Source organism: Citrobacter sp. KTE151 (assembly GCF_000398845.1).
In the GTDB taxonomy this organism is placed as follows: Bacteria; Pseudomonadota; Gammaproteobacteria; order Enterobacterales; family Enterobacteriaceae; genus Citrobacter; species Citrobacter braakii.
In genome coordinates this window covers 36,720-48,752 of record NZ_KB976066.1, presented here as the reverse complement: position 1 = coordinate 48,752, position 12,033 = coordinate 36,720, and the positions used below count along the sequence as shown (strand labels likewise).

Annotated in this window: 17 protein-coding genes; 13 read left to right on the top strand and 4 right to left on the bottom strand. The window is 51.1% G+C overall.

The features are described 5' to 3' along the window. Positions 1–201 carry a YheV family putative zinc ribbon protein gene (locus tag WC7_RS04025; RefSeq protein ID WP_016154768.1) on the top strand — a complete coding sequence of 67 codons (201 nt, stop codon included), beginning with the start codon at positions 1–3 and terminating at the stop codon, positions 199–201. Positions 202–295: 94 nt separating this feature from the next. After that, positions 296–901, top strand: a complete 606-nt coding sequence (gene slyD / locus WC7_RS04030; RefSeq protein WP_003023634.1) for a peptidylprolyl isomerase — start codon at positions 296–298, stop codon at positions 899–901. A gap of 49 nt (positions 902–950) precedes the next feature. Here the strand turns inward: slyD and WC7_RS04035 are convergent, their stop codons facing one another. Next, entirely contained in the window at positions 951–1,169 is a 219-nt protein-coding gene (locus WC7_RS04035; RefSeq protein WP_003023639.1) for a protein SlyX, read from the bottom strand. A 232-nt stretch (positions 1,170–1,401) separates the two neighbouring features. Here WC7_RS04035 and fkpA point away from each other — a divergent pair, with 232 nt between their 5' ends. From fkpA to bfr, 11 genes are all read left to right on the top strand, one after another. After that, positions 1,402–2,220 carry an FKBP-type peptidyl-prolyl cis-trans isomerase gene (gene fkpA / locus WC7_RS04040; RefSeq protein WP_016154767.1) on the top strand — a complete coding sequence of 273 codons (819 nt, stop codon included), beginning with the start codon at positions 1,402–1,404 and terminating at the stop codon, positions 2,218–2,220. Between the two features lie 167 nt (positions 2,221–2,387). Next, positions 2,388–3,110 carry a helix-turn-helix transcriptional regulator gene (locus WC7_RS04045; protein ID WP_003023643.1) on the top strand — a complete coding sequence of 241 codons (723 nt, stop codon included), beginning with the start codon at positions 2,388–2,390 and terminating at the stop codon, positions 3,108–3,110. Then, a complete protein-coding gene (gene tusD / locus WC7_RS04050; protein ID WP_016154766.1) occupies positions 3,110–3,496 on the top strand; it encodes a sulfurtransferase complex subunit TusD in 387 nt (128 codons plus the stop codon). Before WC7_RS04045 ends, tusD begins: the two co-directional genes overlap by 1 nt. After that, a complete protein-coding gene (gene tusC, locus WC7_RS04055; protein WP_016154765.1) occupies positions 3,496–3,855 on the top strand; it encodes a sulfurtransferase complex subunit TusC in 360 nt (119 codons plus the stop codon). The genes tusD and tusC overlap by 1 nt, the downstream gene beginning before the upstream one ends. A 7-nt stretch (positions 3,856–3,862) precedes the next feature. Further along, the gene (tusB, locus tag WC7_RS04060; RefSeq protein ID WP_016154764.1) at positions 3,863–4,150 is read left to right on the top strand and encodes a sulfurtransferase complex subunit TusB; all 288 of its coding nucleotides are present in this window, start codon (positions 3,863–3,865) and stop codon (positions 4,148–4,150) included. A gap of 125 nt (positions 4,151–4,275) precedes the next feature. After that, on the top strand, positions 4,276–4,650 hold the full coding sequence (gene rpsL / locus WC7_RS04065; protein ID WP_003023654.1) for a 30S ribosomal protein S12: 375 nt from the start codon (positions 4,276–4,278) through the stop codon (positions 4,648–4,650). A 95-nt stretch (positions 4,651–4,745) separates the two neighbouring features. Continuing rightward, positions 4,746–5,216 carry a 30S ribosomal protein S7 gene (rpsG, locus tag WC7_RS04070; RefSeq protein ID WP_016154763.1) on the top strand — a complete coding sequence of 157 codons (471 nt, stop codon included), beginning with the start codon at positions 4,746–4,748 and terminating at the stop codon, positions 5,214–5,216. 96 nt (positions 5,217–5,312) lie between these two features. Continuing rightward, complete coding sequence (gene fusA / locus WC7_RS04075) at positions 5,313–7,427, top strand: elongation factor G (RefSeq protein WP_016154762.1); 2,115 nt, start codon at positions 5,313–5,315, stop codon at positions 7,425–7,427. Between the two features lie 69 nt (positions 7,428–7,496). Beyond that, a complete protein-coding gene (gene tuf, locus WC7_RS04080) occupies positions 7,497–8,681 on the top strand; it encodes an elongation factor Tu (RefSeq protein ID WP_003031109.1) in 1,185 nt (394 codons plus the stop codon). Positions 8,682–8,866: 185 nt separating this feature from the next. Next, on the top strand, positions 8,867–9,061 hold the full coding sequence (gene bfd, locus WC7_RS04085; RefSeq protein ID WP_003031111.1) for a bacterioferritin-associated ferredoxin: 195 nt from the start codon (positions 8,867–8,869) through the stop codon (positions 9,059–9,061). A 71-nt stretch (positions 9,062–9,132) separates the two neighbouring features. After that, on the top strand, positions 9,133–9,606 hold the full coding sequence (gene bfr, locus WC7_RS04090; protein ID WP_016154761.1) for a bacterioferritin: 474 nt from the start codon (positions 9,133–9,135) through the stop codon (positions 9,604–9,606). A 37-nt stretch (positions 9,607–9,643) separates the two neighbouring features. Here bfr and WC7_RS04095 read toward each other — a convergent pair whose 3' ends face one another. From WC7_RS04095 to gspL, 3 genes are read right to left on the bottom strand one after another with little or no spacing between them, the layout of a single operon-like run. Further along, complete coding sequence (locus WC7_RS04095; RefSeq protein WP_016154760.1) at positions 9,644–10,423, bottom strand: prepilin peptidase; 780 nt, start codon at positions 10,421–10,423, stop codon at positions 9,644–9,646. Further along, the gene (gene gspM / locus WC7_RS04100) at positions 10,420–10,887 is read right to left on the bottom strand and encodes a type II secretion system protein GspM (RefSeq protein WP_016154759.1); all 468 of its coding nucleotides are present in this window, start codon (positions 10,885–10,887) and stop codon (positions 10,420–10,422) included. Before gspM ends, WC7_RS04095 begins: the two co-directional genes overlap by 4 nt. Next, positions 10,884–12,029 carry a type II secretion system protein GspL gene (gene gspL, locus WC7_RS04105; RefSeq protein ID WP_016154758.1) on the bottom strand — a complete coding sequence of 382 codons (1,146 nt, stop codon included), beginning with the start codon at positions 12,027–12,029 and terminating at the stop codon, positions 10,884–10,886. The genes gspM and gspL overlap by 4 nt, the downstream gene beginning before the upstream one ends. Positions 12,030–12,033: the final 4 nt, after the last annotated feature.

Genomic DNA, 12,033 nt, shown 5'->3' with positions numbered 1-12,033 from the left:
ATGGCAATTCGTAAACGTTTTATCGCAGGCGCAAAATGTCCGTCCTGCCAGGCGCAGGATACGCTGGCGATGTGGCGCGAAAATAATATCGATATTGTTGAGTGTGTTAAGTGCGGTCATCAGATGCGGGAAGCGGATAAAGAGGCGCGCGAGCACGTTCGCAAAGAAGAGCAAGTGATCGGGATTTTTCATCCGGACTAGCGATATGGCGCAGCTTTTTTTAAGCTAGAGGGTACACGGGTGCAGAATTCCGCTACAATCTGCGCCACTATTCTTTCCATGCTCAGGAGATATCATGAAAGTAGCAAAGGACCTGGTGGTCAGCCTGGCCTATCAGGTACGTACAGAAGACGGTGTGTTGGTTGATGAGTCTCCGGTGAGTGCACCGCTGGACTACCTGCATGGTCACGGTTCCCTGATTTCTGGCCTGGAAACAGCGCTGGACGGTCATGAAGTTGGCGACAAATTCGATGTTGCTGTTGGCGCAAACGACGCATACGGTCAGTACGACGAAAACCTGGTGCAGCGCGTTCCTAAAGACGTCTTCATGGGCGTTGACGAACTGCAGGTTGGCATGCGTTTCCTGGCTGAAACTGACCAAGGTCCAGTACCGGTAGAAATTACCGAAGTGGAAGACGACCACGTTGTGGTTGACGGTAACCACATGCTGGCTGGCCAGAACCTGAAATTCAACGTAGAAGTTGTCGCTATCCGCGAAGCGACCGAAGAAGAGCTGGCTCACGGCCACGTTCACGGTGCGCACGGTCACGACCACGATCATGACCACGGTCATGACGGTTGCTGCGGTGGTCACGGTCACGACCATGGTCACGAGCACGGTGGCGAAGGCTGCTGCGGCGGTGGCGGTAAAGGTAACGGCGGCGGTTGCGGTTGCCACTAATCGTTATACGGCATAAAAAAAAGCGGGAATATCCCGCTTTTTTTATGTCTCAATAATGTGGCGGCGGGGTCTCTTCAGACTGCGACGCGATGTGGGACGGCTGCGTGGCCTTGAGCTTCTCCGTCAATAAACGCAGATGGTCGCGGAGTTTTGCCATTTCCAGTTCATGCGCGGTCACCGTCACGTTGAGCTCTTCAATGGTTATCTCCTGAAATGCCAGGCGACTTTCCAGTTCAGCCAGGCGAGTTTCCATTGTTGTATCCTGCATGATTCACCTCTTTCTTTTTTCTCCGGCAGATCGCGGACTGCGGCGAATTCTACTTAACTTTGCCTGTTTGCACAGCACTCAATCTTCGGTCACGAAACTAATTTAAACAAAAAGAGTCTGAAAAGTGGTGATAATAGGGCGTGCCCGTATGTTGATTTGTTCTGCAACGCTTTATAGTACATTTTTATGTTAGCTAACCTTGGGGTGAGATGCCCCGGCCCTGGAGATATGGATGAAATCACTGTTTAAAGTAACGCTGCTGGCGACCACAATGGCTGTTGCTCTGCATGCCCCGATCACCTTCGCTGCTGACGCTGCGAAACCAGCCGCTACTGCTGACAGCAAAGCAGCATTCAAGAATGACGACCAAAAAGCCGCTTACGCGCTGGGCGCGTCCCTGGGTCGTTATATGGAAAACTCTCTGAAAGAGCAGGAAAAACTGGGCATCAAACTGGATAAAGATCAGCTGATCGCTGGCGTTCAGGATGCGTTTGCAGACAAGAGCAAACTGTCTGACCAGGAAATCGAACAAACTCTGCAGGCGTTTGAAGCACGCGTGAAGAGCTCCGCTCAGGCGAAAATGGAAAAAGACGCGGCTGACAATGAAGCCAAAGGTAAAGTTTACCGCGAGAAATTTGCTAAAGAGAAGGGCGTTAAAACCTCTTCTACTGGCCTGGTCTATAAAGTAGAGAAAGAAGGTACCGGCGCTGCACCGAAAGATAGCGATACCGTGGTAGTCAACTACAAAGGTACGCTGATTGACGGTAAAGAGTTTGATAACTCTTATACCCGCGGTGAGCCGCTCTCTTTCCGTCTTGACGGTGTTATCCCGGGCTGGACCGAAGGCCTGAAAAACATCAAGAAAGGCGGCAAAATCCAGCTGGTTATCCCGCCGGATCTGGCATACGGCAAAACCGGCGTACCGGGCATTCCGGCTAACTCTACGCTGGTCTTTGATGTTGAACTGTTAGACATCAAACCGGCACCGAAAGCCGATGCGCAGCCAGATGCTGCACCGGCAGCTAAAGCTGCGGACAGCAGCAAAAAGTAAGTAACCAGATACCGCCGCCCACAGGGCGGCGGTTTTTTATTATCGACAGGATATAATTAATACTGGAAAGCGCCTTGTGCGCTGTATTACTTTAGATGCCCCTATAATAGTGATGAGCCTGCCCTGACAACATAACGACAGGCTCCTGAAAAGGAGTGCTTTTTTTCATGTCCAGGTCGCTTTTAACCAACGAAACCAGTGAGCTAGATTTACTGGATCAACGTCCTTTCGATCAAACCGATTTCGATATCCTCAAATCCTACGAAGCGGTTGTGGACGGGTTGGCGATGCTCATTGGTTCCCATTGTGAAATCGTATTGCACTCTTTGCAGGATTTGAAATGCTCGGCCATCCGCATTGCTAACGGTGAACACACGGGCCGCAAAATTGGCTCGCCGATTACTGACCTTGCGTTGCGTATGCTGCATGATATGACGGGTGCGGATAGCAGCGTGTCGAAGTGTTACTTCACACGTGCGAAAAGCGGTGTCTTGATGAAGTCGGTGACGATTGCCATTCGCAACCGTGAGCATCGCGTGATTGGTCTGCTGTGCATCAACATGAACCTTGATGTTCCATTCTCGCAGATAATGAATACCTTTATCCCACCGGAAACCCCGGAAGTGGGTTCTGCCGTTAACTTCGCTTCTTCGGTGGAAGACCTGGTTACCCAAACGTTGGAATTCACGATTGAAGAAGTGAATGCCGATCGTAATGTTTCCAACAATGCCAAGAATCGCCAGATTGTCCTGAATCTGTATGAGAAAGGTATCTTCGATATTAAAGATGCCATTAACCAGGTCGCCGATCGGCTGAACATCTCCAAGCACACGGTTTACCTCTATATTCGTCAGTTCAAAAGCGGCGATTTCCAGGGGCAAGACAAGTAATGCGTTTTGCCATTATGGTGACGGGGCCAGCTTATGGCACGCAGCAGGCGAGCAGCGCGTTGCAATTTGCTCATGCGTTACTCAAAGAAGGGCATGAGCTATGCAGCGTCTTTTTCTATCGTGAAGGTGTGTATAACGCCAACTTCCTGACTTCGCCCGCCAGTGATGAATATGATCTGGTGCGGGCCTGGCAACAGCTGAACCAGCAGCATGGCGTGACGCTGAATATCTGCGTAGCTGCGGCGTTGCGTCGCGGCGTCGTTGATGAAACAGAAGCGAAGCGACTGGGACTGGCAGGGGCTAATTTACAATCAGGTTTTAACCTCAGCGGGCTGGGTTCGCTGGCTGAGGCATCCCTGACCTGCGATCGCGTGGTGCAGTTTTAATGAAACGTGTTGCTTTTGTCTTTTCTACCGTGCCGCATGGCAGTTCGTCTGGCCGCGAAGGGTTAGATGCCTTACTGGCGACATCGGCATTAACGGAAGACCTCGGCGTATTCTTTATCGGCGATGGCGTTTTTCAAATCCTCCAGGGACAACAACCGGATGTCGTGCTGGCTCGCGACTATATCGCAACCTTCAAGCTGTTAGGGTTGTACGATATCGATCAATGTTGGCTTTGTGCCGCCTCATTACGCGAGCGAGGCCTCCAACAGGGGGATAATTTTGTGGTCGATGCGACAGCGTTGGAACCGGAAGATTTACGCCGTGAGCTAGGCAACTATGACGTCATTTTAAGGTTTTGAGATACTCATGCTGCACACATTACATCGTTCCGCGTGGCTTACCGATTTCTCCTCTCTTCTTCGCCTGATTGGTAAAGACGATGAACTTTTATTGCTTCAGGATGGCGTGACCGCGGCAATAGAAGGAAGCCGTTTCCTTGAAAGTCTGCAAAATGCCTCCATTAAGGTCTATGTACTGGAAGAAGACATTAAAGCTCGCGGCTTAGGTGGTCAAATTTCAGACAGTGTCGTCAGGGTTAGCTATACTGACTTCGTCAGACTTACGGTGAAGCATCCCAGCCAGATGTCCTGGTAATTGTGGGATCGTTGTATATTTCTTGACACCTTTTCGACACCGACCTAAAATTCTGCGTCCTCATATTGTATGAGGTCGTTTTATTACGTGTTTACGAAGCGAAAGCTACAACCAGGAGCTATTTAATGGCAACAGTTAACCAGCTGGTACGCAAACCACGCGCACGCAAAGTTGCAAAGAGCAACGTGCCTGCACTGGAAGCATGCCCGCAGAAACGTGGCGTATGTACTCGTGTATATACTACCACTCCTAAAAAACCAAACTCCGCACTGCGTAAAGTATGCCGTGTGCGTTTGACTAACGGTTTTGAAGTGACTTCCTACATCGGTGGTGAAGGTCACAACCTGCAGGAGCACTCCGTGATCCTGATCCGTGGCGGTCGTGTAAAAGACCTCCCGGGTGTTCGTTACCACACCGTTCGCGGTGCGCTTGACTGCTCCGGCGTTAAAGACCGTAAGCAATCACGCTCCAAGTATGGCGTGAAACGTCCTAAGGCTTAATGGTTCTCCGTTAAGTAAGGCCAAACGTTTTATATTAATGTCAAACTAAACTCGTAGAGTTTTGGACAATCCTGAATTAACAACGGAGTATTCCCATGCCACGTCGTCGCGTCATTGGTCAGCGTAAAATTCTGCCGGATCCTAAGTTCGGATCAGAGCTGCTGGCTAAATTTGTAAATATCCTGATGGTAGATGGTAAAAAATCTACTGCAGAAACCATCGTATACAGCGCGCTGGAGACCCTGGCTCAGCGTTCTGGTAAAGATGGCCTGGAAGCTTTTGAAGTAGCCCTTGAAAACGTGCGTCCGACTGTCGAAGTTAAGTCTCGCCGCGTTGGTGGTTCTACTTATCAGGTTCCAGTTGAAGTCCGTCCGGTTCGCCGTAATGCCCTGGCAATGCGTTGGATCGTTGAAGCTGCTCGTAAACGCGGTGATAAATCCATGGCTCTGCGCCTGGCGAACGAACTTTCTGATGCTGCAGAAAACAAAGGTACTGCAGTTAAGAAACGTGAAGACGTTCACCGTATGGCAGAAGCCAACAAGGCGTTCGCACACTACCGTTGGTAATCCCTTCGGAGTTTTAGTCACCAGGCGGGCGCTTCTAGTAAGCAGCCCGCTTTGGGCTACTTAAATTGAACGCCTAAAAGATAAACGAGGAATCAAATGGCTCGTACAACACCCATCGCGCGCTACCGTAACATCGGTATCAGTGCGCACATCGACGCCGGTAAAACCACTACTACCGAACGTATTCTGTTCTACACCGGTGTAAACCATAAAATCGGTGAAGTTCATGACGGCGCAGCCACCATGGACTGGATGGAACAGGAGCAGGAGCGTGGTATTACTATCACCTCCGCAGCGACTACTGCATTCTGGTCTGGTATGGCTAAGCAGTATGAACCGCATCGCGTAAACATCATCGACACCCCGGGGCACGTTGACTTCACTATCGAAGTAGAACGTTCCATGCGTGTGCTTGATGGTGCAGTAATGGTTTACTGCGCAGTTGGTGGTGTTCAGCCTCAGTCTGAAACCGTATGGCGTCAGGCAAACAAATATAAAGTTCCACGCATTGCGTTCGTTAACAAAATGGACCGTATGGGTGCGAACTTCCTGAAAGTTGTTGGTCAGATCAAAACCCGTCTGGGCGCGAACCCTGTTCCGCTGCAGTTGGCGATTGGCGCTGAAGAAGCGTTCACCGGTGTTGTTGACCTGGTGAAAATGAAAGCCATCAACTGGAACGAAGAAGATGCAGGCGTAACCTTCACTTATGAAGATATCCCGGCTGACATGCAGGAACTGGCTGAAGAATGGCACCAGAACCTGATCGAGTCCGCTGCGGAAGCTTCAGAAGAGCTGATGGAGAAATACCTGGGTGGTGAAGAACTGACTGAAGAAGAGATCAAAAAAGCTCTGCGTCAGCGCGTTCTGAACAACGAAATCATCCTGGTAACCTGTGGTTCTGCGTTCAAGAACAAAGGTGTTCAGGCGATGCTGGATGCGGTAATTGATTACCTGCCATCCCCAGTCGACGTACCTGCGATCAACGGTATTCTGGACGACGGTAAAGATACTCCGGCTGAGCGTCATGCTAGCGATGAAGAGCCGTTTGCTGCTCTGGCATTCAAAATCGCTACCGACCCGTTCGTGGGTAACCTGACCTTCTTCCGCGTGTACTCTGGTGTGGTTAACTCCGGTGACACCATCCTGAACTCAGTGAAAACTGCACGCGAGCGTTTTGGCCGTATCGTACAGATGCACGCTAACAAACGTGAAGAGATCAAAGAAGTTCGCGCGGGCGATATCGCTGCTGCTATCGGTCTGAAAGATGTGACCACTGGTGACACTCTGTGTGACCCGGATCACCCGATCATTCTGGAGCGTATGGAATTCCCTGAGCCGGTAATCTCCATCGCGGTAGAACCGAAAACCAAAGCTGACCAGGAAAAAATGGGTCTGGCTCTGGGCCGTCTGGCTAAAGAAGACCCGTCATTCCGCGTTTGGACTGACGAAGAATCTAACCAGACCATTATCGCCGGTATGGGTGAGCTGCACCTCGACATCATCGTTGACCGTATGAAGCGTGAATTCAACGTTGAAGCGAACGTCGGTAAACCTCAGGTTGCTTACCGTGAAGCGATTCGCGCGAAAGTTACCGATATCGAAGGTAAACACGCTAAGCAGTCTGGTGGTCGCGGTCAGTACGGTCATGTTGTTATCGACATGTACCCGCTGGAGCCGGGTTCAAACCCGAAAGGCTACGAGTTCATCAACGACATCAAAGGTGGTGTAATTCCTGGCGAATACATCCCGGCCGTTGATAAAGGCATCCAGGAACAGCTGAAATCTGGCCCGCTGGCTGGTTACCCGGTTGTTGATCTGGGCGTGCGTCTGCACTTCGGTTCTTACCATGACGTTGACTCCTCTGAGCTGGCGTTTAAACTGGCCGCTTCTATCGCCTTCAAAGATGGCTTTAAGAAAGCGAAACCAGTTCTGCTTGAGCCTATCATGAAGGTTGAAGTAGAGACTCCGGAAGAGAACACCGGTGACGTAATCGGTGACTTGAGCCGCCGTCGTGGTATGCTTCGTGGTCAGGAATCCAACGTCACTGGCGTTGTTATCCATGCTGAAGTTCCGCTGTCTGAAATGTTCGGATATGCAACCCAGCTGCGTTCTCTGACCAAAGGCCGTGCTTCTTACTCCATGGAGTTCCTGAAGTACGACGATGCGCCGAACAACGTTGCTCAGGCCGTTATTGAAGCCCGTGGTAAATAAACCACAGGATTAAAACCTAAGTCCCGTGCTCTCTCCCCAGGGGAGAGCACTATAGTAAGGAATATAGCCGTGTCTAAAGAAAAATTTGAACGTACAAAACCGCACGTTAACGTCGGCACCATCGGCCACGTTGACCACGGTAAAACTACCCTGACCGCTGCAATCACCACCGTACTGGCTAAAACCTACGGCGGTGCTGCTCGTGCATTCGACCAGATCGATAACGCGCCGGAAGAAAAAGCTCGTGGTATCACCATCAACACTTCTCACGTTGAATATGACACCCCGACTCGCCACTACGCACACGTAGACTGCCCGGGCCACGCCGACTATGTTAAAAACATGATCACCGGTGCTGCGCAGATGGACGGCGCGATCCTGGTTGTTGCTGCGACTGACGGCCCGATGCCGCAGACTCGTGAGCACATCCTGCTGGGTCGTCAGGTAGGCGTTCCGTACATCATCGTGTTCCTGAACAAATGCGACATGGTTGATGACGAAGAGCTGCTGGAACTGGTAGAAATGGAAGTTCGTGAACTTCTGTCTCAGTACGATTTCCCGGGCGACGACACTCCGATCGTTCGTGGTTCTGCTCTGAAAGCGCTGGAAGGCGAAGCAGAGTGGGAAGCGAAAATCATCGAACTGGCTGGCTTCCTGGATTCTTACATCCCGGAACCAGAGCGTGCGATTGACAAGCCGTTCCTGCTGCCTATCGAAGACGTATTCTCCATCTCCGGTCGTGGTACCGTTGTTACCGGTCGTGTAGAGCGCGGTATCATTAAAGTTGGTGAAGAAGTTGAAATCGTTGGTATCAAAGAGACTGCTAAGTCTACCTGTACTGGCGTTGAAATGTTCCGCAAACTGCTGGACGAAGGCCGTGCTGGTGAGAACGTTGGTGTTCTGCTGCGTGGTATCAAACGTGAAGAAATCGAACGTGGTCAGGTACTGGCTAAGCCGGGCTCTATCAAGCCGCACACCAAGTTCGAATCTGAAGTGTACATTCTGTCCAAAGACGAAGGCGGCCGTCATACTCCGTTCTTCAAAGGCTACCGTCCGCAGTTCTACTTCCGTACTACTGACGTGACTGGTACCATCGAACTGCCGGAAGGCGTTGAGATGGTAATGCCGGGCGACAACATCAAAATGGTTGTTACCCTGATCCACCCAATCGCGATGGACGACGGTCTGCGTTTCGCAATCCGTGAAGGCGGCCGTACTGTTGGTGCGGGCGTTGTTGCTAAAGTAATGAGCTAATTATTGATTAATTAGCTTTGAGCTTAAAAAGGGCGCTTCGGCGCCCTTTTTGCTGTCCGCTATTTAGCAGTTGTCATATTTATTCGCATTTTTCATTCATTCTCCCGCTGCGTAAATAGCGTTGTGCTATTGTAATCATAACTATTCTCATTTACACTTTGCGCAGAAATTGAACGGGAGCGATCATGTACGTTTGTTTGTGTAATGCGATAAGTGATAAAAAAATACGTCAGGCTGTTCGCCAGTTTCATCCTCAGTCCTTTCAGCAATTGCGTAAATTTATTCCTGTTGGAAATCAATGCGGTAAGTGCATTCGTGCTGCCCGCGAAGTCATGCAGGATGAATTAACGCAAATGCCAGAATTTAAAGAGATCGCCTAAGTCACACTCTTTTTTTTGACATCCCTGTAGCCCCATCTACGCTCTAAGAGTGGAAGCGGAGGGACTATAAAATGAAAGGTGATGTTAAAATCATAAATTATCTCAATAAACTATTGGGAAATGAGCTTGTCGCAATCAACCAGTATTTTCTCCATGCTCGTATGTTCAAAAACTGGGGACTGACTCGCCTCAATGATGTTGAGTACCATGAATCTATCGATGAGATGAAACACGCTGATAAATATATCGAGCGTATTTTATTCTTAGAAGGGCTCCCAAACTTACAGGATCTTGGTAAGTTGGGTATAGGCGAAGATGTTGAAGAGATGCTGCAATCCGATCTTCGACTCGAACTCGATGGGGCTAAAGATTTACGTGAAGCCATTGCCTATGCCGACAGCGTCCATGACTACGTTAGCCGGGATATGATGATCGAAATCCTTGCTGATGAAGAAGGTCACATTGACTGGCTGGAAACGGAACTGGATCTGCTCCAGAAGATGGGACTCCAGAACTATCTTCAGGCACAGATTCGCGAAGCGTAGACGCAAACTTTGCAGAGCGGCAGGCCTGCCGCTCCTTTCAGTACCCGATAACACCTGAACTTTGCGCGCTGAAAATCAACCAACCTGCCAGTCCAAGCCACGGACCGAACGCAATAAGCGGTATCGACGTCCTTCGGGTAAGGCGTAGGATCAGCCACCAGACAATGCCCAGCAATGATGCAGCGAGTAAAATGGGCGGTAGCGCTGGCCATCCACACCAGGCACCCATCGCCGCCAGTAGCTTAGCGTCACCCAGGCCGATGCCCTCTTTTCCCGCGAGTATTTTGCATCCCCACCAGACCAGCCATAGCGTCAGATAGCCAGCGACAGCGCCGTACAGCGCGTCGGGTAACATCTCTCTGTCGTAAACGCTGTGATATAGCAGACCGAGCCAGAGCAGCGGCTGCGTCAGCACATCCGGCAGCAGGTACGTCCGGAGATCAATTTGCGCCAGCGCGAAAATAAACCAGAACAGCGTCATGATGGCAATCGCATCTGATATTGAAGAGACAAACGCGGCGCTAAGCGCAAAAACACAAGAACACGCCAGTTCAGTCAGTGGGTAACGCCATGAAATGGGCTGCGCGCAGTCCTGGCAACGCCCCCGCTGCCACAGCCAACTGAATAGTGGAATAGTGTTACGCACCGATAGCCTGTGCTGGCAGTGCGGACAGTGCGACGGAGGCCAGGCGATATTCCATGTTTCGCTGTGCCGATGCTCAATCATGATCGGCAGTCGATAAACCACTACATTCATAAAGCTGCCGACTATCAGCCCGACAAGCGCCATTGCTGCAATGTTAATGAGTTCCGTCATTTTCCCACCGGATAGAGTTCAAGGGCTTCCACCGCAATCTCCCCGGCGACCGGGCGGGCGCTAAACGTGAGTTGCGAAACCTGTATTCCCTCATTTTGTAGGGCATTAAGCCACGCAAATAATGGTTCGGTTTTAACAACGGGAAGCGAGATCGCAAAATGATCGGGAGTGGATGTCACAACGCTGATATTCAGACCTGCCTGCTGCGCGCTATGTTGTATCAGTGCCGGATCGGTCTTTGTGCCCGGTCTACCGGCAACTAATCCGCGACGCTGAATCGCCTCATTTACCCACTGGATCTCGCTCCTGAGACGATCATTTTCCTGCCTCTGCTGTGCAATAGCGTTATCCAGGGGCTGAACCACGCCGTACCAGAATCCCGCCAGCAGACAGAAAACGGCGAGGAATATCAGACTGCGTTGCTCTCTGCCGTTTTTTTCGCTCCACCAGCTATTCATATTCATTTGCGCTCCTTCAGGGTCAGCTGGACGCTACCTGTCGTCCCTTCTGACGGTTGAGTCAGGATAAATTCGTCGTTTGTCTGCACCATAAAGCGGCGAAGATGTTCCGGATCGCGAACATTGAGCGTCAGGGTAAAAAGGCGTTGTTCGAGCCGGTAGTTGACCTCACGGATGGTAAGCCCCGGCAATGTGCTTAATCGGGCCTGAAGCTGAGTCAGTAACGTCAGCACATCCGGATAGCGATCCCTCGCGGACGATTCGAAGAAATATTTAAAATTGCTGTTGCGGTTATCACCCGGAAAATAGCGGTTCCACAGGGTGGCACCTTCCGCTGAGAGCGTCTGTTTCTGTTGATGAAGCTGCCAGAGCATCACCCCCTTCAGCCCTGAGAAGAGCGCTATCGCCAGGAAAAATGTCGCTATGGTGGCATATTTCAGCAGACGCGGGGTCGGTTGTGTCGAGGGCAAAGGGCGGAAGCTGCCGTGTAATACATTAATGTCCTGAATATTATCGCCATTGCAGGCGCACGCCAGCGGCGGCTGCCAGTCCAGGTATTCGACATAAGCGTGGGGCACAGGAAGTGGGCTGGAGCTGATGATTTTTTGCTCTGTATGGTTGGCGATTAAATGCGTGAGCAGTGCCTCACTCAGCACGCCTGTTTTCCACGCGTCGTAACGGATTAACCATCGCTCATCTTGTTTTAGCAGACTCCAGCTATCCGTGACATACGGCAGCCAGAAACCATCCGGAACGATATGCGTCAACGTCACGCCAGCTGTGCGGAAAGTCGTCAATAGATCGTTCAGCGTGGTCCTGGCGATCCCGGCGAGATGGAGCGTGTTTTCCTCTCTGGCGAGTACCGTCCAGTGCAGGCTGTCCGTATCCCCGGCAACGGCGTCCTCCACCAACCAGCCCAGCGTTTGTTCACTGATTTTGTAGTTTTCCGTCGGTAATTCGACGCGGCGAAAACAGAAATAATCAGGCGACAGGAAAAGGCAGGCGTTACCGGCATCCGGCAGGTCGGCCAGCGCGTTCGGCTGGAGGTAATCCGCCTGTTCAACAATAACCGGAGGCTGCGCCTCTTTGGGGCCGCACCATTCCAGTTTTCCCGGCAGCGGACGTAGCAGTAATGTGTCTGGCGTCATTTAG

Excerpts from the sequence above, each read along its gene's own strand:
- rpsG (WP_016154763.1), top strand. The coding sequence starts at position 4,746 with ATGCCACGTCGTCGCGTCATTGGTCAGCGTAAAATTCTGCCGGATCCT.
- WC7_RS04045 (WP_003023643.1), top strand. The coding sequence starts at position 2,388 with ATGTCCAGGTCGCTTTTAACCAACGAAACCAGTGAGCTAGATTTACTG.
- WC7_RS04095 (WP_016154760.1), bottom strand. The coding sequence starts at position 10,423 with ATGACGGAACTCATTAACATTGCAGCAATGGCGCTTGTCGGGCTGATA.
- gspM (WP_016154759.1), bottom strand. The coding sequence starts at position 10,887 with ATGAATATGAATAGCTGGTGGAGCGAAAAAAACGGCAGAGAGCAACGC.
- tusD (WP_016154766.1), top strand. The coding sequence starts at position 3,110 with ATGCGTTTTGCCATTATGGTGACGGGGCCAGCTTATGGCACGCAGCAG.
- fkpA (WP_016154767.1), top strand. The coding sequence starts at position 1,402 with ATGAAATCACTGTTTAAAGTAACGCTGCTGGCGACCACAATGGCTGTT.
- bfd (WP_003031111.1), top strand. The coding sequence starts at position 8,867 with ATGTACGTTTGTTTGTGTAATGCGATAAGTGATAAAAAAATACGTCAG.
- fusA (WP_016154762.1), top strand. The coding sequence starts at position 5,313 with ATGGCTCGTACAACACCCATCGCGCGCTACCGTAACATCGGTATCAGT.
- slyD (WP_003023634.1), top strand. The coding sequence starts at position 296 with ATGAAAGTAGCAAAGGACCTGGTGGTCAGCCTGGCCTATCAGGTACGT.
- bfr (WP_016154761.1), top strand. The coding sequence starts at position 9,133 with ATGAAAGGTGATGTTAAAATCATAAATTATCTCAATAAACTATTGGGA.
- rpsL (WP_003023654.1), top strand. The coding sequence starts at position 4,276 with ATGGCAACAGTTAACCAGCTGGTACGCAAACCACGCGCACGCAAAGTT.
- gspL (WP_016154758.1), bottom strand. The coding sequence starts at position 12,029 with ATGACGCCAGACACATTACTGCTACGTCCGCTGCCGGGAAAACTGGAA.
- WC7_RS04035 (WP_003023639.1), bottom strand. The coding sequence starts at position 1,169 with ATGCAGGATACAACAATGGAAACTCGCCTGGCTGAACTGGAAAGTCGC.
- tusC (WP_016154765.1), top strand. The coding sequence starts at position 3,496 with ATGAAACGTGTTGCTTTTGTCTTTTCTACCGTGCCGCATGGCAGTTCG.
- WC7_RS04025 (WP_016154768.1), top strand. The coding sequence starts at position 1 with ATGGCAATTCGTAAACGTTTTATCGCAGGCGCAAAATGTCCGTCCTGC.
- tusB (WP_016154764.1), top strand. The coding sequence starts at position 3,863 with ATGCTGCACACATTACATCGTTCCGCGTGGCTTACCGATTTCTCCTCT.